We start from the raw sequence: 16,972 nt of genomic DNA on the forward strand, positions 1-16,972 counted from the left end.
TGGAAATTTTTTATGAACAGTTCTCTGTCCTGGGGATGTGGCGGTCTTTCTTCCCCTCTCAATACTGGGTGACGGTGCCCGGGAGTGTAGGTTCTGAATGATTCGGTATCTTTTGACGTTTATTTGTGCGTTATGCACGTATCTGGTGCTGACGGCCGGTTCTGGTGACATCGGGCTCTGGTCAGCATTTGAGATAGTCACCGGCGTTATCATTGCGCTTGTCGTTTCTGCGGCATCTGCGAAATGGTTCTGTCCGGGTGATGACTATCGTATGGCGCACCCCGTAAGGTGGGTGCTGCTGGGTCTGTATCTCTGTATTCCCTTCTTCCTGGAGATTATCCGGGCAAACATCGATGTGGCAATACGGATAATTACCGGGAATATCAATCCCGGCATTGTGAAAGTCAATCCCGGTCTGAAGACCGGTTTCGGTCAGCTTCTTTTTGCAAGCTCTATTACCCTGACACCGGGTACCCTGACTCTTGAGACCGACGAAAAAACCGGGAACTTCTATATTCACATGCTCTCGGTCCCCCAGGAGATTGTGAAGAAAAAGACCGCTGACGCAGCAGAGATCTTCTCATTTTTTAAGATCCATGAATGGGTCCGGAGGATTGCGGAATGACCGATATCTGGGTTATTGTGCTGGGTCTGCTTCTCCTTTTTGTCCTCGGGGCCATGGTGCGCCTCTGGCTGGGGCCGACCGCACCGGACCGCGTGGTGGCGCTGGATGCGGTGAACACGATCACGGTCTGCGGCATCATTGTTTTTGGTGTTGCGTTCAATGAGACCGTCTATGTCGATGTGGCCATTGTCTATGCCCTCTTCTCCTTTGTAGGGACCCTCTGGCTTGCCAAGTATATCGGGGGTGACCTTTAATGGTAGCCGATATTCTGGTGTTCATATGTCTCGGTATCGGGCTTTTCGTCAGCGGTCTTGGGGTCGTGGGTATTCTGCGGTTCCCTGACGTGTATACACGCCTGCATGCAGAGACGAAGATGACGACCCTTGGTGCGATTTTCATCTGTCTTGCCGTGATTATTACCGAGGCCGGTGCCTATCTGGCGACCGGGGATATGCAGTACGCCGTGTTTGTGCTCCATACCGTGCTGGCCCTCGCAGCTCTGGCCTTCACCAATGCACTTGGCGCCCACGCCATCGGCCGTGCAGCATACCGGTCGGGTATTCGTCCCGACCCTTCAGTGGTGGACCGGATGAAGGAGGTAAAAACTGATGATTGAACTTGCCATACACATCCTGCTTCTGGCAGGACTTGTCATCTCGGCCTGCATGGTCTGGTATATGGATGACCTGATCTCGGCTGCCATCTCGTTTGGCGCCTTCAGTTTCCTGCTCTCCTTAGAGTTTATGATGCTGCAGGCCCCTGATGTGGCAATCGCCGAGGCGGGTATCGGTGCCGGACTTACGACTGCAATCTTTGTGATTGCCATCCGCGGCACTGATAAAAAAGACGGGGGTTCGTCTGAATGAAGAACGCACTTCGGGCTGTTATTCTTGTTGTCTGTGCTGCTGCCTTTCTTCTGGCAGGGCCCGGCCTCTCCTTCGGGGAGCCCGCTTATACAGATATGGATGACTACATGCTTCTCCACGGGCAGGAAGAGACCGGAAGCAACAATATTGTGACCGGTGTGGTCTTCGACTACCGTGGATTTGATACCCTCGGTGAAGCGACGGTACTTTTCACCGTAGTGCTGGGTGCGGGTCTTGTTTTCCGCCGCCTGGGCAAAAAGGAGGATGAATATGAATATGAGTAATCTCGTCCGTTCAGGGGCGAATATCCTGATGCCGTTTATTCTGGTATTCGGTTTTTATATCGTGGTCCACGGACACCTGACTCCCGGCGGCGGATTCCAGGGTGGTGCGGTCATTGCCACAGCCGTCGTCCTGTTGATGGTGGCCTATTCACGCGCTGAAGTGCGTGCATCCATCTCCAAAAAGGTCCTGAAGAACAGTGAGACCCTTGGGCTGCTCCTCTTCATCGGAACAGCCCTTCTGGCGCTCACCGCAGGGCTTGCCTTCTTCGGCAACTGGCTGCTTGACGCAGGGACGCTGTTTGGGACACCGGTCGCCTTTGGAATCAATCCTGGTGACCTCAATACCGGCGGAATCATACCGGTCCTGAACATTGCCGTAGGAATTGAAGTTCTCGGCGCGATGGGCCTTCTTCTCCTTGCAATGCTTGGCGGCATGAAAGGTGATGCAGAATGATCGAGAATGTTCCGTTCTTCTGTGCGGGAATTCTGGTGATAATCGGTCTGGTGATCATTGTCACGAAAAAAGACCTGATTAAGATGGTGATGGGCCTTGCTTTGGTGGAGGCGGGCGTAAATCTGCTTCTGGTCGCAACCGGCTATATCTCCGGCGGTGTGGCGCCGATATTTACCAACGCCCCGTCGACCGCGATGGTGATGCCGACTGTTCAGGCGATGACACTGACAAATATCGTCATCGGCATTGCGACAACGGCACTCCTGCTCTCGTTTGTTATGGTCATTTACAAGAAATACGGCACGCGTGATGTAACCGAAATGCGGAGGCTCAAAGAATGATGGACTTCATCATCGCAAACGCCCCGGCACTCCTTATCGCAGTGCCGATGCTCGGCGCCTTTGCCCTGCCGCTCGTGGGCAGGCTGGGCGATACCGGACGCAATGGCTGGGTCCTTGGTGTGGCGCTCATCACCTTTGTGATTGCCGCCCTCCTTGCATGGACGGTTCTTTCCGGCGGGCCGGTGGTCTATACCTTCGGTGCGGCGTCCCCTGCGGATGCTCTCCCCGCAGACTCCGGCGGCATCCCGATTCGCATCGTCTTCACGGTAGATGCGATGAGCGCCTTCATGGCGGTCTTCGCTGCCTTTGTGGGCCTTGTCACCTGTCTCTACTCGGTGGCAAGCGAACGCCGCTCTTCCGGAAAGGACGGCTATTATGCCCTGATGCTCCTCCTTCTGGTGGGTATCCTCGGCATGGTTGCCACCGGCGATCTCTTCAACTTCTTTGTATTCCTTGAGATCAACTCCCTTGCGGGTGCGGCTCTTGTCGCATACCGGATTGACAAGGGCGTCTCGGTCGAGGCGGGTCTGAAATACGGGTTCCTCTCAACCCTCGCGGGCCTGATGGTCCTCTATGCGATTGCCCTTCTCTACGGGCAGTATGACTCCCTGAATATGGCGGTCATCGCATCACGGATGGACTACACGATGCTCGACAAGGTCGCACTCGCCCTCTTTGTGGCAGGCCTTGCACTGAAGGCGGGCGCTGTCCCGCTGCATTTCTGGACACCGGATGCCTACTCGATGGCTCCCGGCGCCGTGACCGCATTTTTAGTGGTTGCAAGTCAGGCGGGTCTTTACGGGCTTTTCCGTATCCTCTTCAGCGTTTATGGACTCACGCTCAGCTATGTCACCGTCGGCTGGGCCGTCATCATCCTGGGTGTGCTCTCGATGTTTGTCGGCGTCACGATGGCCATACCGCAGAAGGATGTGAAACGGCTGATGGCGTATCATGCGGTATCGCAGTCCGGCTACATGCTTCTTGGTGTGGGCGTCGGTCTCGTCGTCCTCGGAGACGCTGCTGCAATGGACGCCTTTGGCCGGACGGCAATGGAGGGCGGCATCTTCCACATCGTCAACCATGCGATGTATAAGGGCCTCCTGTTCCTGACGGCAGGGGCGATATTCCTGCAGACGGGCACGAGGAATCTCAACAAACTGGGCGGGCTCGGCCATTCAATGAAGTGGACGATGCTCTTCTTCATCATCGGCGCCCTTGCGATTGCCGGCATTCCGCCGTTCAACGGCTTTGCCTCCAAACTGATGATCTATGAGTCTGTCTTTGCGTTCAGCCCGGTGATTGCAGTCATTGCGATGGTCGTCTCCATCCTGACTCTTGCCTCGTTCGTGAAGGTCTTCCATGCAATATTCATGGGGCCCGCACAACCGCGGCATGCAGACGCAGGGGAAGTGCCCCTGCCGATGCTTGTAGCAATGGGTGCACTTGCACTCCTGACGATTCTCATGGGCATCTTCCCGGAACAGATTGTATCGGCAGTGATTGCACCAGCCGCAGATGCACTCATTGATCAGGGTGCGTATGTGGCAACCGTTTTCGGAGGTCTATAATGATAGCAGATACATTAGTCACCGGATTTGGGGCATGGAACCCCATTGCCTGGGTCATCGCGTTTGCGGTAGCCCTGCTCCTTGCATGGCTGATTGGGAGGCGCGGGGAACCGGATCTGCCGGGAGACGGCGAATCCGGCAAGCCCTACCTCTCCGGCAACGACGAACCCTCACCTGAGGAAACGCATATCGGCGGTTCAAACCTCTACTGGGGGTTCACTGAGGCGATGAAGGGCTATTATGCACGGGTTGTTCCCCTGCACACCGGCTGCCTCACGGACTATGTGCTCTGGTTTTTAGGCACATTTGCCCTGCTCTTTCTCTTTATCGGGGTGATCTAAGATGCGGCTGTCACCATCATTCAACCGGTCTCTCTGGGTATTCCATTTCAACTCAGGGTCATGCAACGGATGTGACATCGAAATTGTGGCGGCGTTAACGCCCCGGTACGACCCTGAACGATTTGGAATAAAACTCGTCGGGTCGCCCCGGCACGCAGATGTGCTGCTGGTCACCGGGCCCGTGGTTCACGATATGGCAGACCGCCTGCGCAGGGTGTATGCCCAGATGCCAAACCCCAAGGTTGTGATGTGCATCGGTGCATGCGGCCAGTCCGGCGGTGTCTTCTTTGACTCCTATAATCTGGACGGCCCGGTGGGCGATGTCATCCCGGTGGATGTCTATGTGCCTGGCTGTGCGCCGCGGCCGGAAGCGATCATCGACGGGGTTGTGAAGGCGATTGCTAAACTCGAACGCCTGGAGGAGGAGAAACAATGACACGACAGGCACTTTCAGCGGAACAAGTCGCTGAACAACTACAAAAAACCGGTCCGAAGAGCATCAGTGATGTCCGGACAAAAGAATGGTCAGAAGGCCTGAAGAAGACCCCCGTGGCGAGTATCTGGCTGCGGACAACACCGGACGGTCTTCCTGCAACGATTCAGGCGGTCATTGATATCGACTATCCGCACTTCTCAGTGGCGTCAGGTATTGATACCGGTGACGCTGTTGAACTGCTCTACCATATGCAGGTCTTCCATGGGATGCCCGGCGCAGAGGTCAATATCACGATCTCTGTCCCGGTCCCGAAAAAGAACCTCGTCGTCCCGACCATTTCCCACCTGATTCCGGGTGCGGTCTATACCGAGCGCGAAAAGCAGGAGATGCTTGGGGTGACCGTCGCAGGCATTCCTGACCCCCGCGGTCTCTTCCTCCCGGCCGATTTCCCCAAAGGTGTCTACCCGTGGAGAAAGGATGAAACCGGCATAACAGAAGATCTGGTGAAATCACTGTATGCCTCCGGCAGGCCGGAAGATCGTCCCGCACCGCCGGTGAAACCAAAGGAGAAGAAGGTGAAGAAATCTGAGGCTCCTGACGGGGAGAAGACCGCCGCGGAAAAGGCGGCTCCTGCAGCAGATGATGCCTCACCCGCACCGGATGCTCCTGATACACCTGATGCCGGTACGCCGGAGGTGAACACGAATGGCGAATAAACCCGTATACAACATCCCCATCGGCCCGATACACCCCGCTCTCAAGGAGCCGATTCTCTTCACCTTTGATATCCAGGGTGAGGTCATCAAGGGTGTGGACTTTGCCCCCGGCAAGACGCACCGTGCGATTGAATGGATGGGCATGCGCCGGAACCCGGTCCAGATCACGCATCTCTGTGACCGCATCTGCGGTATCTGCGGCGTCTCCCATACGCTCGCCTTTTCGCGTGCAGTGGAGCAGATCGCAGAGATTGAGGTGCCGGAACGGGCGCATTACGTCCGGACCATCATCGCAGAATTCGAACGTATCCAGTCTCACCTGCTCTGGGCCGGTGTTGCCGCCCACGAACTCGGGTTCGACACCCTCTTCCACCTTGCATGGCGGGTCAGGGAAGAGGCGATGGACGTCATCGAGTACCTGACCGGCAACCGGGTGAACTATGGCATCGTCCAGGTGGGCGGTGTCAGGCGTGACTTCACCGATGACCAGTTTCCCCGTATCCGGCAGGCGCTTGATACCTATGAAGGGCTTGTCGGCAAACTGGTGACCCTCTTTTTAGAGGACACCTCAATCAAACTGCGGTGCATGAGCACCGGAGTCCTGACAGAAACCGATGCGCTTGAACTCTGCACGGTGGGGCCGACCGCCCGTGCATCCGGCCTGAAGCTGGATGTGCGTGCCGACTCCCCCTATGCGGCTTATGGCGATGTCGGGGTGACTCCTGTTCTCCCGGATGTGTATAGTGACGGGATTCACGGCGATGTGTATGACCGGATTGTGGTCCGCCTCTTCGAGGTGGTGGAGTCAATCCGTATTGTCCGTGAATGCATGGACCAGATGCCCGCAGGGCCGGTCCTCTGGGAGACGAAGTACGCAAAGATTCTTGCCACCTGCAAAAAGGCAGAGGGTGAGGCCATCGGACGGGTGGAGGCGCCCCGTGGCGAGTGCTTCCACTACGTCCGGATGAACCGGTCGGAGGCGCCTGAAGCATGGAAGGTGAAGGCATCCACGTATTCGAACCAGATGTCGTGGCTGAAGATCCTGCAGGGCGAACAGATTGCAGATATTCCCATCATTGTTGCCTCCATTGACCCGTGCATGTCGTGCACCGACCGTGTCTCGGTTATCCGTGACGGCAGGCCCGATGTGATGACAGGAGAGGCACTGCATCGTCTCTCGGTAGAAAAGACCCGGAGGCTGCAGGCATGATTGCAATGCTCACAGCCGCTGTCCTCGGATGCATCGGCATCACGGTATATGGTCTTCTCTTTGGTCTGGTTCTGCAGGGCGTTGACCGGAAGTGTGCGGCGCGGATGCAGGCACGCTACGGGCCGCCCCTGCACCAGCCGTTTATTGATATTGCAAAACTGCTCTGCAAGGACAATATCATCCCCAAAAATGCGGTGAAATCGGTATTTAACGCTGCACCGATCATCGCGCTTGCTGCTTCAATTACCATTCTCCTCTACCTCCCTGTCGGCAACCTGATGCCGGTCCTCGGCGGGTGGGGTGATGTCATCCTCGTGCTTTATCTGCTCACCGTGCCCGGCCTTGCGATGGTCGCCGGCGGTCTTGCGTCCGGTTCCCCGTATGCAACGGTTGGGTCCCAGCGTGAGATGGTGACGATGATCGCCTATGAATTGCCGCTTGCGATCGCTGTCATCGCGATGGCATGGCGCCTGAATGCAGCAGGCGTGGCCGACCCCTTCTCCCTTGTCACCCTCGCCCAGACTCCGGTCTGGAGTGTGGTGGGCATTCCGGGCATCATCGGGATGCTCCTGCTCATGATTGCCATCACCTGGGTGACGCCTGCAGAACTCTCACGGGTGCCCTGTGATACGCCTGAGGCGGAGACGGAACTCTGTGGCGGTCTTCTGGTGGAGTATTCCGGCAGAAACCTCGCCCTCTTTACCCTTTCCGGAGCGGTCAAGACGGTTGCCATGGCGACGCTTGCCGTGGTGCTGTTCCTCCCGTGGAACATCACCTGGTTCGTTCCCCTCGCAGGTGCAGCCGGTATCATCGCGGATCTGGTGTTCTTTGCGGTGAAGGTGCTGTTGGTGGTATTCTTCTCGGTGAGTCTGATACGGGTGGGCATGGCCCGGTTCCGTATCAATCACCTCGTGACCTTCTACTGGGGATATATCACTCTCATCGGGTTTGCCGGCATGATTCTCCTCGTGCTTGATGCCGTGCTCGGCATGGGGGTCGTCGCATGAGCCTTCTGCCCGCATTCCCTGAGGTGCTCCGCCAGTTCCTGAAGAAACCGGCGACCAATCTATTCCCGGCGCGCTATCTCCCCAAAAGCATCACCGGCTACCTGGCAAAGGTCTCCGCGGGTGAGGCAACCATCAACCCTCCGGTTGCCGTCCCGGAGAACTATCGGGGGAAAATAACCTATGACCGGGATGCCTGTATCGGGTGCAAACTCTGTATCCGGGTCTGCCCGGCGCACGCGATTGAATTCATCCCGGAGACAAAGACGGTGCGCATCTTTGTCACTCAGTGCATCTTTTGTTCCCAGTGCAATGATGCATGCCCGGTGTCGTGCCTGCACATGAGCGATGCCTTCATGGTGGCAGATACGGACCGCTACTCGGAAAACCTGATTGTTGAGTAACCCCGGTTACTCCTATCGGTTCTTTTTTATGCGTTCAGCTCGTTTCTGGAGAGTAAGCGGAACTGGTGCAGCATACCGGAGGCATCGGGAGAGAGTATGGATATTTTTCTGCAGACAGTGCTGATTCTCGGGCTGACGGGGACCCTGGCCGGACTGGGGGCAGGCATCCTTGGCGTCGGCGGGGGTTTTGTGATGGTCCCGGTGCAGTACTGGGTTCTGGCAGATCTGCTGGGGACAGACCCCACGCTTGCTACCCGGGTGGCCTTTGCAACAAGTCTTGCGGTTGTTCTTCCAACTGCGATTGCCACTGCCTCCGGCCATTCCCGCAAGGGGGCTGTTGCATGGGATGCGGTAAAACAGATGTGTGTCCCCGGCTTTTTTGCGGCCATCGCCGGGGCCTATGTGGCCACATCGGTGCACGGCGACTGGCTCAGGTATCTCTTTGGTGCCCTGCTCCTCGGTGCGGCCGTGAAGATGGCGCTGAAACCGACATATCACGCGGATAATGAACGTGACACCGCTGTCTGGCTGTCTGTCTTTGCAGGTGCCCTCTTCGGGTTTCTCTCCGGGCTTCTCGGGATTGGCGGCGGATATCTGATTGTGCTCTTTCTGACCCTTGTCTCAGGATATGAGATTCACCGTGCGGTCGGGACATCGACGGCATTTCTTATTTTTGCCTCCGCAGGGGGTGTGCTTGCGTATATCATATTCGGGTGGGGGGTAACCGGTATTCCCGCACCGTCACTGGGATATGTCGACCTCCACCAGTGGGTCATTCTTGTAGTGACGTCAATCCCTGCGTCCTTTGTCGGCGTCAGCCTCTCGCACAGCATATCTGCGCGCAGTCTCGAGTGGCTGTTCGTCGGTCTGCTGCTCCTGAGTGCGCTCAAGATGTTCGGCGTCTTCTAAGGAGATGGCCCGGGGTCTACCGGTATAACAGGAAAAAAACAACAGCGATGATGATGAGGATGATGACTGCCCAGAGAAAGGGGCGGCGTCTCCTGTCGTATTCACGCACCTCCTCACGGTACTCTTTCTGCAGTTCGCGCTCTTCTTCGGGTGCGGCGTCATCATCATACTCAACCACGAGTGCGCCGGAATAGCCGCATTTTTTGCAGCGGTAATGGTATCCGCCATATCCTCCTGCCACCGGGTAAATCTCTGTGCTGTTGCATCGCGGGCATCGTATCATGGCGGTTTCTCTCCTTTAGTTCCCGGAACCGGTATCCGGGGGTGCCGTGATATATTCAGGTATCTGTCTCTCTTCACCGCGGCAGAGCATATCTGCGACTTCCTCTCCTGCGCGCCGGACCGGTGCTGATATCCCTTCATGGAATACGGGGGGGCCCGGCTGGATGCCGATGAGGATGATCTCCGGCACATCGTCCTGCAGGTATTGCATGATGTGAGTGAGGGGGAGGGAATGGGTGTCAAACCCTGCCTGCCCGATGGAATCATGGGGGATTCTCCGGAACTCTCCGGGGGAAAGCTGCATGTCGGCGGCATCGACTATCACGAGGAGGCGGGGCTGCATCTTCCTGACCACGCCGGTGAAGTTTTCCGGCGCTGTTCCGCAGTCTGCCGCGTGCCAGCCGGGGCAGCCTGTTATGCGCCGTGCCACCAGTGGGCCGATGCCGTCATCCCCCATCATCGTATTTCCGACTCCAAAGAGTATTTTCACACCAGTATGTGGGAGGTGAAATGGCATAATGGGATCAATACAACAGGGAATCAGATGGGGGTTACCGCAACTGATTATAGATCCGGAAATAAACCTCTGAATGGATGACAGGAAGAAAAAATGCAGGTATCCTTTTCGTAGCAGCACTTCTCATCGCGGCAGGTATTCCTGCTGTGTGCGCTGAAGATGTTGCTGTAGATACGATTGCCGTTGAGAAGATCGATCTCTACAATCTGGCAGTGGATGAGGCCGGAGCCGGGAATTACACTGCTGCGATGCAGCATATCGATGCCGCGCTGGCAATCGACGGCAATTTCACGCTCGCCTGGGTAACAAAGGCGGGGATCAGTTCGGCGCAGGGTAACTACACCGGTGCACTCACTGCAGCAGAAGTGGCAACCACACTGAACCCGAATCAGGCGGACGCATGGGTGGTCACCGCCGATGCGCTCCTGAACCTTGGGCGCTATGCAGAGGCGGTTGAAGCGGCAGACAAGGCAATTATGCTGAATCCGGAAATGATCGAGTCGTATATCATCCAGGGTACTGCCTACGGGCAGATGGGTGAGTACGAAAAGGAGATTGCGGTTTCAGAAAAAGCACTTGAAATAGACTCCTCGGATACCCGTGTGTTGGGCAATCTTCATTTTGCACAGGCCAATACGGGTGTGGGGACTACTGAACCGACACGGGCACCGTTTCCTGTGGCAGGCGCCGTTTTTGGTGCGGGCGTGCTGTTCCTGATGTCCCGGCGCGGATGAGCGATCGCTGTAATAGGCAAAATATCTCTTTTTGACAACCGCTGCTCTGTGTGGCTGGAAAGAAACCGTTGAATCATTTTTGATATTCTTTTGTTCCGGCAGTACCGGGCAGAGATATTGTTCTCACGGGTGTGAAAGGGAGGCGACTCTCTCTTATGTGAAATACCTTATGAGAATGAAACTTTCAGCTCTGATGAATGAATGCTGTAAAAACGAGTGCGCCGACCGGGACTCGAACCCGGGTTTAGGCGTTGGCAACGCCTAGTGATAACCACTACACTATCGGCGCAATTCACCCTGTGATGCTGGCGCATCTCAGTGCTCTACAATATACTCTCCCGGAGAATATAATGGTATCGAATTGCGTTTCTGCACCCTTTGTTTTTGGAAAGGTGCCTGTTTTGTGCGAATTATATTTACTTACAATATATTGCCACTCGGATCAAAATCCCCGGATGTTCCTTTTCTCAGGCATACGAATGGAATGAAAGGTGATACCGTTAAATGCGTGCAGCATCTATCCTATTCAGGCATGATACCACTGATGATGGACCTCAGGGGTGCAAAGGTTGTGATTGCGGGCGGCGGCGCTGTCGGCGCCCGGAAGGCGCGTTATTTTGCCCATGAGGCGCACGTGGTGGTCCTCAGTCGTTCATTTCACCCGGATTTTGCAGAGATTGCTGCTGAGACGGTTGAGTGTGATCTGGCTGAAATGCATGATGATGAGATTGCATCCCTGCTCACCGGCAGTTTTCTGGTAATTACCGCCCTGGAACGCGCGGAGATGAACCAGAGAATCGGTTTCCTTGCGCGCCGGTGCGGTGCGCATGTGAATGATGCGGGAGGGGAGGGGGGCGATGTTATCATCCCGTCTGTTGTGCGGGGGGATACCTACTGCATCGGGATCTCCACCCATGGACGCAGCCCGGCTGTTGCACGCCATCTCCGCTTCTGCATTGAAGAGCACTGCGGTAACATCGACGGTATGGTGCGGCTGCAGGAGGCGCTGCGGGAAGACCTGAAACAGCGGGTCCCCGACCAGCGTGTCCGTTCACGGATTCTCAATGCAGTCCTTGACGACCCCGCGATGTGGGATGCCCTCTCCCACGGTGCAGAGCAGGCCAAAGAGCAGGCCCTCAGGAAATATCTATGAAGAACGGACTCATCCCATCGGTCGCCATCGCAGGCATCAGCCATCACGGAAGCGATATCGCAGAACTGGAGGCATTCCGCTTTTCAGACGAGGCGGCATTCCTTGCAGAAGCGAAAGAATGGTTTAAAGGGGCGCTTCTCCTCCAGACATGCAACCGGATCGAGTTTCTGGTAGAAGGGGATGCCTGTATGGCAGAGGCATTTCTTCGCGAACAGGGGCGGGATGGGTTCCGGACGCTGGAAGGAGAGGATGCACTGCGCCATCTCCTCCGGCTCTCTGCCGGCATTGACTCCATGGTCGTGGGGGAAGACCAGATACTCGGGCAGCTGAAAACGGCGCTGGCACTCTCCCGTGAGCACAGCGCATCCAGCCAGCTTGTGGAGCGGTGCATCACCAAGGCGGTGCATGTCGGCATCGAGGTGCGCAGGCGTACGAATATCAACAAGGGGGCGGTTTCCATCGGTTCAGCGGCGGTAGAGCTGGCAGAGGACCTCCTGGGAAGCCTTGACGGCCGCCATATTCTGGTGGTGGGCGGCGGTGAGATGGGCACGCTGGTGACCCAGGCGCTCGCGGAAAAAGATCTGACCGCGATCTATGTCACCAACCGGACCTTTGCCCGTGCGGAGGAGCTGGCACAGCTGGTGGGGGGAAAGGCCGTCCATCTGGATGAACTCTTCCGGTATGCCGCTCTTGCCGATGTCATTATTTCCTGCACGGCAGCTCCCCACCCCGTCATCCGCTATGAAGCAGTCTGTGATGCGATGCGGGGCCGTGTGTGGCCGCTTGACGAAGGCAAAAAACCGCTTGTTATCATTGATATTGCACAGCCGCGGGATGTGGAGGAATCGGTCGGAGATATCGATGGCGTCTATCTCTTCACCATCGATGATCTCCGTACGGTGAGTGAGAAGAATATGAACAACCGGAAAGAGGAGGCCGAAGAGGCGCATGCATTCCTGGATGCTGAGCTGGTACAGTTTGTGACGCTCCTCAACCGGGCCGGGGCCGGTGACCTTCTCGCCCATCTCCATTCCTGGGCAGAGATGATCCGGTGCCGGGAACGCGACAAAGCGGCTGCACGCCTCCGGTCATCGGGTGCACCGGCTGAAGAGATCCTTGATGACCTGTCACGGGTGCTTGTCAAAAAACTTCTCAATGACGTTACCTTTTCTGTGAGGCGGTGTGCTGAGAGCGGTGAAATTGAATATGCACAGGCCCTGGTGCACGCAGTAACTGCAGGAGATGACGAATGTTTCCGGAAAGACGATTGCGAAGACTGAGAAAAAGGAAGATTCAGCCTCTGTTTCAGGAGACTGTTCTGAGAACCGATGATCTGGTGGCCCCCATCTTTATTGACGAGACCGCTTCAGCGCCTGTTGAGATCGCCTCCATGCCGGGGCAGTACCGCTATCCCCTTTCGATGGCGGGAGAGGTGGCGCAAACGATTGCCGCAGCGGGAATCCGGGCGGTGATTCTCTTCGGCATTCCTGCACGAAAGGATGCCGGAGGAACTGAGGCATACAACCCCGATGGTGTTATTCAGGAGGCGGTCCGCGCAATGAAAGTGGCGGTGCCTGACCTGGTCGTGATAACCGATGTCTGCGCCTGTGAATATACGGACCACGGGCACTGCGGGATTGTCGGGGAGACCTCCTGCGGGCCCGACCTCCTGAACGACCCGTCCCTTGAACTGATGGCGCAGATTGCGGTGTCGCACGCGGAAGCCGGTGCGGATATCGTCGCCCCGTCCTGCATGCTTGACGGCATGGTGATGGCGATCCGTGAGGAGCTTGACTGCGAAGGCTATGAGGATACGGCCATTATGTCGTATTCCACCAAATTTGCGAGCTCCCTCTATGGTCCGTTCCGTGATGCGGCCGACTCCGGCTTCTCGTTCGGGGACCGGACGACCTACCAGATGAGCCCGGCCAACCCGCGTGAGGCGCTCCTTGAGTCGAAGATGGATCTTAAGGAGGGTGCGGATATCCTGATGGTCAAACCGGCCGGGATGTATCTGGACATTCTGCAGTCGGTTGCCTCCCTCGGCCTGCCGGTCGCAGCCTATCAGGTGAGCGGCGAGTATGCGATGATAAAAGCGGCCGCAGCAAACGGCTGGATCGATGAGAAGGCGGTCGCACTGGAGAGTCTTCTCGCTATCAAGCGGGCTGGTGCGGATCTTATCATCACCTACTTTGCGCAGGATGCAGCGGGGTGGCTGAAATGAGGAGTGAAGAGCTCTTTACCGAGGCACAGACCCTGATGCCCGGCGGCGTCTCCAGTCCGGTGCGTGCCATCAAACCCTATCCCTTCTATACCCGCAGTGCTGCCGGTTCGCGCCTCGTAACCGAGGACGGCGAGGAACTGATCGACTGCTGTCTCGGCTACGGCCCCCTGATCCTCGGCCATGCCCACCCAACGGTGCGTGAGGCGATCTGCGCCTGCACCGAAGGCGGCTGGCTCTACGGTACCCCCGCGGAGAAGGAGCTGACACTTGCCCGGATGATCATCGCCGATCACCCGTCGGTTGATATGGTCCGGTTTGTCTCCAGCGGTTCGGAGGCCACGATGGCGGCGATTCGCCTCGCCCGTGGGTTTACCGGGCGTGAGGACATCATCAAAATCGAGGGAGGGTTCCACGGGGCCCATGATGGTGTGCTCATCAAGGCGGGGTCCGGTGCGACCACGATGGGCGTTCCTGACTCCGCAGGAGTGATTCCCGATGTGGTGCGCCACACGCTGCAGGTGCCCTACAACAACACCGAAGCACTCTCGGAGCTTCTGGATAATAATGAGAATGTGGCGGCATTCATCCTCGAACCGGTGCTTGGCAATGTGGGCCCGGTGCTCCCGGATGACGGCTACCTTGCAGAGGTGCGCAAAATCACAGAGGAGCATGATGTGCTCCTTATTTTTGATGAGGTCATCACCGGCTACCGGCTGGGCATCGGCGGGGCGCAGGTGAAGTACGGGATTACGCCCGACCTGACGACCTTCGGCAAAATCATCGGCGGGGGGCTTCCCATCGGGTGTTTTTCCGGCCGGCGCGACATAATGCAGCTGACCGCACCGGCAGGGCCTGTCTATCAGGCAGGCACCTTCTCGGGGAATCCGCTCTCCCTGTCCGCAGGGATTGCCTGCCTGCAGCATCTGCGTGACAACCGGGATATCTATTCCACGCTCGCGGAGAACGCACGCGCCATCGGTGAGTCCATTCCTTCCGCACAGGCAGGCGGGTTTGTGAATCTGGGTTCGATGTTCAAACTCTTCTTCCGGAATACGCCGCCCCGTGACTACCGCGAGGCAAAGGAGAGCGACACAGCGGCATTCTCCGTCTTCTGGAATGCGATGCGGAAGCGGGGCATCTTCCTGCCGCCGTCGCAGTTTGAGACGAATTTCCTCTCTGCGGCGCACACCGACGACGATGTGGCGACGATTGCCGGGGCCTATAGCGCATGCCTCTGAAGGCCGGCACCCGGGGGTCACGCCTCGCGATGGCGCAGACGGACCGCGTCTGCGGGCAGCTTGCAGAACGGGGCATTGAGACGGCGGTCACCGAGATAAAGACCGTCGGCGACGCACTGACCCACGTCCCGATGCATCAGGTAGGGGGTCAGGGCATCTTTGTCCGGGCGCTGGATGATGCCATCCTTGCAGGCGAGATCGACTTTGCGGTTCACAGCATGAAGGACATCCCGGCCTTTCGGCCGGAGGGGCTCTGCACCGTGGCAGTGCTGGAACGGGACTCCCCGGCAGACTTCCTCGTCCACGAGTGCGACATCGAGGATATCCGTGTCGTGGGGACGTCGTCCACCCGCAGGCGTGCACAGCTCATGAGAAGCAGTCTGGATGTCGAAATTCGCGAACTCCGCGGCAATGTGGATACCCGCCTGCGGAAACTGCACGAAGGCCAGTATGATGCGATTGTCCTCGCAGAGGCCGGGATGCAGCGGCTAGATATGGACCTTCCCGGGACGCAGCTTCTCCCGCAGTGGTTTGTGCCCGCACCCAATCAGGGCACCATTGCAGTGGTATGCCGGGATGATTCGGCACTCACTGAACAGCTGTCGTGTGTTGATCATCCGCAGACCCGGAAGGATACGGAGATTGAACGGGCGGTGATGGAGGAGATTGGCGGCGGGTGCTTTACTCCGCAGGGCGTATACTGCCATGACGGATTTCTGATTGCTGAAGTGCTCTCCCTTGACGGCAGCCGCTATGAACGGGTTGAGGACAACGGCGATTCGGTGGAGGAAGGCCGGCTCATCGGCAGAAAACTCAAACATATTAGCTGGGACCTGATTGAGGAGGCCCGGCAGACCCTGGGACTATCAGGAACGGAACAATCATGAACGGAACAGTGTATCTTATCGGGTCCGGTCCGGGTGGGCTGGGCATGATGACCATCCGGGCACGCGAGGTGCTCGATTCGGCTGATGTCATCCTCTATGATCAGCTCCCCGGTGCTGAGGTGATTGCCTCGCTGCCAAAGACGGCTGAATGTATTGATGTCGGAAAATACGGCTCTGACCATACGCTCGAACAGGAAGAGATTGAAGCCCTGATGGTGAAGTATGCGAAAAAAGGGCTCCGTGTCGTCCGCCTGAAAGGGGGAGACTCCTTTCTCTTCGGACGCGGCGGTGAGGAGATGGAGACGATGCGGGAGCACGGCATTCCGGTTGAGGTGGTGCCCGGCATCACGAGTGCCATCGCCGTCCCCGAGTGCGTGGGCATTCCTGTCACCCACCGGAAATGGGCGAGTCAGGTCACTATTCTCACCGGCCATGAAGATCCCACGAAAGAGGAGTCTGCCCTGAACTGGCAGTGGCTTGCGCAGACAACCGGGACCATTGTCATCCTGATGGGCGTGAAAAACCTCCCGAAGATTGCCGAGGCCCTTGTCGCAGGCGGCATGAACCCCGATAAACCGGTGGCGATCATCGAACGCGGCCTGCGGCCCGACCAGCGGGTGACGTGTGCTCCTCTTGACAGGATTGCCGAGACTGCACGGGAAGCGGGTGTGAAGCCTCCTGCGGTTGTTGTGATTGGGGAGGTCGCGACGCTTTATAGGGATGGGTCTGAGGGTAGGATGCATATTACGGGTGCGTGATTTGCGCTGCCATGCGTTGTG

General features: G+C 57.3%; 24 protein-coding genes and 1 tRNA gene. 22 read left to right on the forward strand and 3 right to left on the reverse strand.

Going from position 1 to position 16,972, the window contains the following annotated elements; all coding sequences use genetic code 11:
- The first annotated feature begins 97 nt into the window (after positions 1–97).
- The 15 genes from L1S32_RS02020 (at position 98) to L1S32_RS02090 (ending at position 9,158) form a co-directional block, all read left to right on the forward strand.
- Entirely contained in the window at positions 98–625 is a 528-nt protein-coding gene (locus L1S32_RS02020) for a Na+/H+ antiporter subunit E (RefSeq protein ID WP_278155714.1), read from the forward strand.
- On the forward strand, positions 622–879 hold the full coding sequence (locus L1S32_RS02025) for a cation:proton antiporter (protein WP_278155715.1): 258 nt from the start codon (positions 622–624) through the stop codon (positions 877–879). The genes L1S32_RS02020 and L1S32_RS02025 overlap by 4 nt, the downstream gene beginning before the upstream one ends.
- Entirely contained in the window at positions 879–1,241 is a 363-nt protein-coding gene (gene mnhG, locus L1S32_RS02030) for a monovalent cation/H(+) antiporter subunit G (protein WP_278155716.1), read from the forward strand. Before L1S32_RS02025 ends, mnhG begins: the two co-directional genes overlap by 1 nt.
- A complete protein-coding gene (locus tag L1S32_RS02035) occupies positions 1,234–1,491 on the forward strand; it encodes a hydrogenase subunit MbhD domain-containing protein (protein WP_278155717.1) in 258 nt (85 codons plus the stop codon). Before mnhG ends, L1S32_RS02035 begins: the two co-directional genes overlap by 8 nt.
- Positions 1,488–1,775 carry a hydrogen gas-evolving membrane-bound hydrogenase subunit E gene (gene mbhE, locus L1S32_RS02040; RefSeq protein WP_278155718.1) on the forward strand — a complete coding sequence of 96 codons (288 nt, stop codon included), beginning with the start codon at positions 1,488–1,490 and terminating at the stop codon, positions 1,773–1,775. Before L1S32_RS02035 ends, mbhE begins: the two co-directional genes overlap by 4 nt.
- Positions 1,768–2,229 carry an MnhB domain-containing protein gene (locus tag L1S32_RS02045; RefSeq protein ID WP_278155719.1) on the forward strand — a complete coding sequence of 154 codons (462 nt, stop codon included), beginning with the start codon at positions 1,768–1,770 and terminating at the stop codon, positions 2,227–2,229. The genes mbhE and L1S32_RS02045 overlap by 8 nt, the downstream gene beginning before the upstream one ends.
- Entirely contained in the window at positions 2,226–2,570 is a 345-nt protein-coding gene (locus tag L1S32_RS02050) for a sodium:proton antiporter (protein ID WP_278155720.1), read from the forward strand. The genes L1S32_RS02045 and L1S32_RS02050 overlap by 4 nt, the downstream gene beginning before the upstream one ends.
- The gene (locus tag L1S32_RS02055; RefSeq protein WP_347403358.1) at positions 2,567–4,138 is read left to right on the forward strand and encodes a proton-conducting transporter membrane subunit; all 1,572 of its coding nucleotides are present in this window, start codon (positions 2,567–2,569) and stop codon (positions 4,136–4,138) included. Before L1S32_RS02050 ends, L1S32_RS02055 begins: the two co-directional genes overlap by 4 nt.
- Positions 4,138–4,479: a hydrogenase gene (locus tag L1S32_RS02060; protein WP_278155721.1), complete on the forward strand. Its 342-nt coding sequence runs from the start codon at positions 4,138–4,140 to the stop codon at positions 4,477–4,479. The genes L1S32_RS02055 and L1S32_RS02060 overlap by 1 nt, the downstream gene beginning before the upstream one ends.
- Before the next feature lies 1 nt (position 4,480).
- Complete coding sequence (locus L1S32_RS02065) at positions 4,481–4,915, forward strand: NADH-quinone oxidoreductase subunit B family protein (protein ID WP_278155722.1); 435 nt, start codon at positions 4,481–4,483, stop codon at positions 4,913–4,915.
- The gene (locus L1S32_RS02070) at positions 4,912–5,631 is read left to right on the forward strand and encodes an NADH-quinone oxidoreductase subunit C (protein ID WP_278155723.1); all 720 of its coding nucleotides are present in this window, start codon (positions 4,912–4,914) and stop codon (positions 5,629–5,631) included. Before L1S32_RS02065 ends, L1S32_RS02070 begins: the two co-directional genes overlap by 4 nt.
- Entirely contained in the window at positions 5,621–6,841 is a 1,221-nt protein-coding gene (locus L1S32_RS02075) for a nickel-dependent hydrogenase large subunit (RefSeq protein WP_278155724.1), read from the forward strand. Before L1S32_RS02070 ends, L1S32_RS02075 begins: the two co-directional genes overlap by 11 nt.
- Positions 6,838–7,848, forward strand: a complete 1,011-nt coding sequence (locus L1S32_RS02080; RefSeq protein WP_278155725.1) for a complex I subunit 1 family protein — start codon at positions 6,838–6,840, stop codon at positions 7,846–7,848. Before L1S32_RS02075 ends, L1S32_RS02080 begins: the two co-directional genes overlap by 4 nt.
- On the forward strand, positions 7,845–8,249 hold the full coding sequence (locus tag L1S32_RS02085; protein ID WP_278155726.1) for a 4Fe-4S dicluster domain-containing protein: 405 nt from the start codon (positions 7,845–7,847) through the stop codon (positions 8,247–8,249). The genes L1S32_RS02080 and L1S32_RS02085 overlap by 4 nt, the downstream gene beginning before the upstream one ends.
- A 96-nt stretch (positions 8,250–8,345) precedes the next feature.
- Positions 8,346–9,158, forward strand: a complete 813-nt coding sequence (locus L1S32_RS02090; RefSeq protein WP_278155727.1) for a sulfite exporter TauE/SafE family protein — start codon at positions 8,346–8,348, stop codon at positions 9,156–9,158.
- Between the two features lie 16 nt (positions 9,159–9,174).
- Here the strand turns inward: L1S32_RS02090 and L1S32_RS02095 are convergent, their stop codons facing one another.
- Both L1S32_RS02095 and hycI read right to left on the reverse strand, forming a co-directional pair.
- Entirely contained in the window at positions 9,175–9,441 is a 267-nt protein-coding gene (locus L1S32_RS02095) for a hypothetical protein (protein WP_278155728.1), read from the reverse strand.
- Positions 9,442–9,456: 15 nt separating this feature from the next.
- The gene (gene hycI / locus L1S32_RS02100) at positions 9,457–9,930 is read right to left on the reverse strand and encodes a hydrogenase maturation peptidase HycI (protein WP_278155729.1); all 474 of its coding nucleotides are present in this window, start codon (positions 9,928–9,930) and stop codon (positions 9,457–9,459) included.
- A gap of 104 nt (positions 9,931–10,034) precedes the next feature.
- Between hycI and L1S32_RS02105 the strand changes: the two genes are divergently transcribed.
- Positions 10,035–10,691 carry a tetratricopeptide repeat protein gene (locus L1S32_RS02105; protein ID WP_278155730.1) on the forward strand — a complete coding sequence of 219 codons (657 nt, stop codon included), beginning with the start codon at positions 10,035–10,037 and terminating at the stop codon, positions 10,689–10,691.
- Positions 10,692–10,908: 217 nt separating this feature from the next.
- On the opposite strand, the gene L1S32_RS02110 is transcribed toward L1S32_RS02105, so the two are convergent.
- Positions 10,909–10,980: transfer RNA gene (locus L1S32_RS02110), tRNA-Gly, on the reverse strand.
- A 243-nt stretch (positions 10,981–11,223) separates the two neighbouring features.
- On the opposite strand from L1S32_RS02110, the gene L1S32_RS02115 reads away from it, so the two are divergent.
- From L1S32_RS02115 to cobA, 6 genes are read left to right on the forward strand one after another with little or no spacing between them, the layout of a single operon-like run.
- A complete protein-coding gene (locus tag L1S32_RS02115) occupies positions 11,224–11,844 on the forward strand; it encodes a bifunctional precorrin-2 dehydrogenase/sirohydrochlorin ferrochelatase (protein ID WP_278155731.1) in 621 nt (206 codons plus the stop codon).
- Positions 11,841–13,124, forward strand: a complete 1,284-nt coding sequence (gene hemA / locus L1S32_RS02120) for a glutamyl-tRNA reductase (protein WP_278155732.1) — start codon at positions 11,841–11,843, stop codon at positions 13,122–13,124. The genes L1S32_RS02115 and hemA overlap by 4 nt, the downstream gene beginning before the upstream one ends.
- Positions 13,094–14,068: a porphobilinogen synthase gene (gene hemB, locus L1S32_RS02125; protein WP_278155733.1), complete on the forward strand. Its 975-nt coding sequence runs from the start codon at positions 13,094–13,096 to the stop codon at positions 14,066–14,068. The genes hemA and hemB overlap by 31 nt, the downstream gene beginning before the upstream one ends.
- Positions 14,065–15,306 carry a glutamate-1-semialdehyde 2,1-aminomutase gene (locus L1S32_RS02130; protein WP_278155734.1) on the forward strand — a complete coding sequence of 414 codons (1,242 nt, stop codon included), beginning with the start codon at positions 14,065–14,067 and terminating at the stop codon, positions 15,304–15,306. Before hemB ends, L1S32_RS02130 begins: the two co-directional genes overlap by 4 nt.
- Entirely contained in the window at positions 15,297–16,193 is an 897-nt protein-coding gene (gene hemC, locus L1S32_RS02135; RefSeq protein WP_278155735.1) for a hydroxymethylbilane synthase, read from the forward strand. The genes L1S32_RS02130 and hemC overlap by 10 nt, the downstream gene beginning before the upstream one ends.
- On the forward strand, positions 16,190–16,951 hold the full coding sequence (gene cobA, locus L1S32_RS02140) for a uroporphyrinogen-III C-methyltransferase (protein WP_278155736.1): 762 nt from the start codon (positions 16,190–16,192) through the stop codon (positions 16,949–16,951). Before hemC ends, cobA begins: the two co-directional genes overlap by 4 nt.
- The last annotated feature ends 21 nt before the right edge of the window (positions 16,952–16,972 follow it).

The organism is Methanogenium sp. S4BF, from assembly GCF_029633965.1.
Classification (GTDB): domain Archaea; phylum Halobacteriota; class Methanomicrobia; order Methanomicrobiales; family Methanomicrobiaceae; genus Methanogenium.

Bases quoted from the DNA above. Each gene is read 5' to 3' on its own strand.
- L1S32_RS02115 (WP_278155731.1), top strand. From the start codon at position 11,224: ATGATACCACTGATGATGGACCTCAGGGGTGCAAAGGTTGTGATTGCG.
- L1S32_RS02035 (WP_278155717.1), top strand. From the start codon at position 1,234: ATGATTGAACTTGCCATACACATCCTGCTTCTGGCAGGACTTGTCATC.
- hemC (WP_278155735.1), top strand. From the start codon at position 15,297: ATGCCTCTGAAGGCCGGCACCCGGGGGTCACGCCTCGCGATGGCGCAG.
- mbhE (WP_278155718.1), top strand. From the start codon at position 1,488: ATGAAGAACGCACTTCGGGCTGTTATTCTTGTTGTCTGTGCTGCTGCC.
- L1S32_RS02025 (WP_278155715.1), top strand. From the start codon at position 622: ATGACCGATATCTGGGTTATTGTGCTGGGTCTGCTTCTCCTTTTTGTC.
- L1S32_RS02045 (WP_278155719.1), top strand. From the start codon at position 1,768: ATGAGTAATCTCGTCCGTTCAGGGGCGAATATCCTGATGCCGTTTATT.
- L1S32_RS02130 (WP_278155734.1), top strand. From the start codon at position 14,065: ATGAGGAGTGAAGAGCTCTTTACCGAGGCACAGACCCTGATGCCCGGC.
- L1S32_RS02075 (WP_278155724.1), top strand. From the start codon at position 5,621: ATGGCGAATAAACCCGTATACAACATCCCCATCGGCCCGATACACCCC.
- L1S32_RS02085 (WP_278155726.1), top strand. From the start codon at position 7,845: ATGAGCCTTCTGCCCGCATTCCCTGAGGTGCTCCGCCAGTTCCTGAAG.
- L1S32_RS02065 (WP_278155722.1), top strand. From the start codon at position 4,481: ATGCGGCTGTCACCATCATTCAACCGGTCTCTCTGGGTATTCCATTTC.
- L1S32_RS02080 (WP_278155725.1), top strand. From the start codon at position 6,838: ATGATTGCAATGCTCACAGCCGCTGTCCTCGGATGCATCGGCATCACG.
- cobA (WP_278155736.1), top strand. From the start codon at position 16,190: ATGAACGGAACAGTGTATCTTATCGGGTCCGGTCCGGGTGGGCTGGGC.
- hemB (WP_278155733.1), top strand. From the start codon at position 13,094: ATGTTTCCGGAAAGACGATTGCGAAGACTGAGAAAAAGGAAGATTCAG.
- mnhG (WP_278155716.1), top strand. From the start codon at position 879: ATGGTAGCCGATATTCTGGTGTTCATATGTCTCGGTATCGGGCTTTTC.
- L1S32_RS02050 (WP_278155720.1), top strand. From the start codon at position 2,226: ATGATCGAGAATGTTCCGTTCTTCTGTGCGGGAATTCTGGTGATAATC.
- L1S32_RS02095 (WP_278155728.1), bottom strand. From the start codon at position 9,441: ATGATACGATGCCCGCGATGCAACAGCACAGAGATTTACCCGGTGGCA.
- L1S32_RS02060 (WP_278155721.1), top strand. From the start codon at position 4,138: ATGATAGCAGATACATTAGTCACCGGATTTGGGGCATGGAACCCCATT.
- L1S32_RS02105 (WP_278155730.1), top strand. From the start codon at position 10,035: ATGACAGGAAGAAAAAATGCAGGTATCCTTTTCGTAGCAGCACTTCTC.
- L1S32_RS02090 (WP_278155727.1), top strand. From the start codon at position 8,346: ATGGATATTTTTCTGCAGACAGTGCTGATTCTCGGGCTGACGGGGACC.
- L1S32_RS02020 (WP_278155714.1), top strand. From the start codon at position 98: ATGATTCGGTATCTTTTGACGTTTATTTGTGCGTTATGCACGTATCTG.
- hemA (WP_278155732.1), top strand. From the start codon at position 11,841: ATGAAGAACGGACTCATCCCATCGGTCGCCATCGCAGGCATCAGCCAT.
- L1S32_RS02055 (WP_347403358.1), top strand. From the start codon at position 2,567: ATGATGGACTTCATCATCGCAAACGCCCCGGCACTCCTTATCGCAGTG.
- L1S32_RS02070 (WP_278155723.1), top strand. From the start codon at position 4,912: ATGACACGACAGGCACTTTCAGCGGAACAAGTCGCTGAACAACTACAA.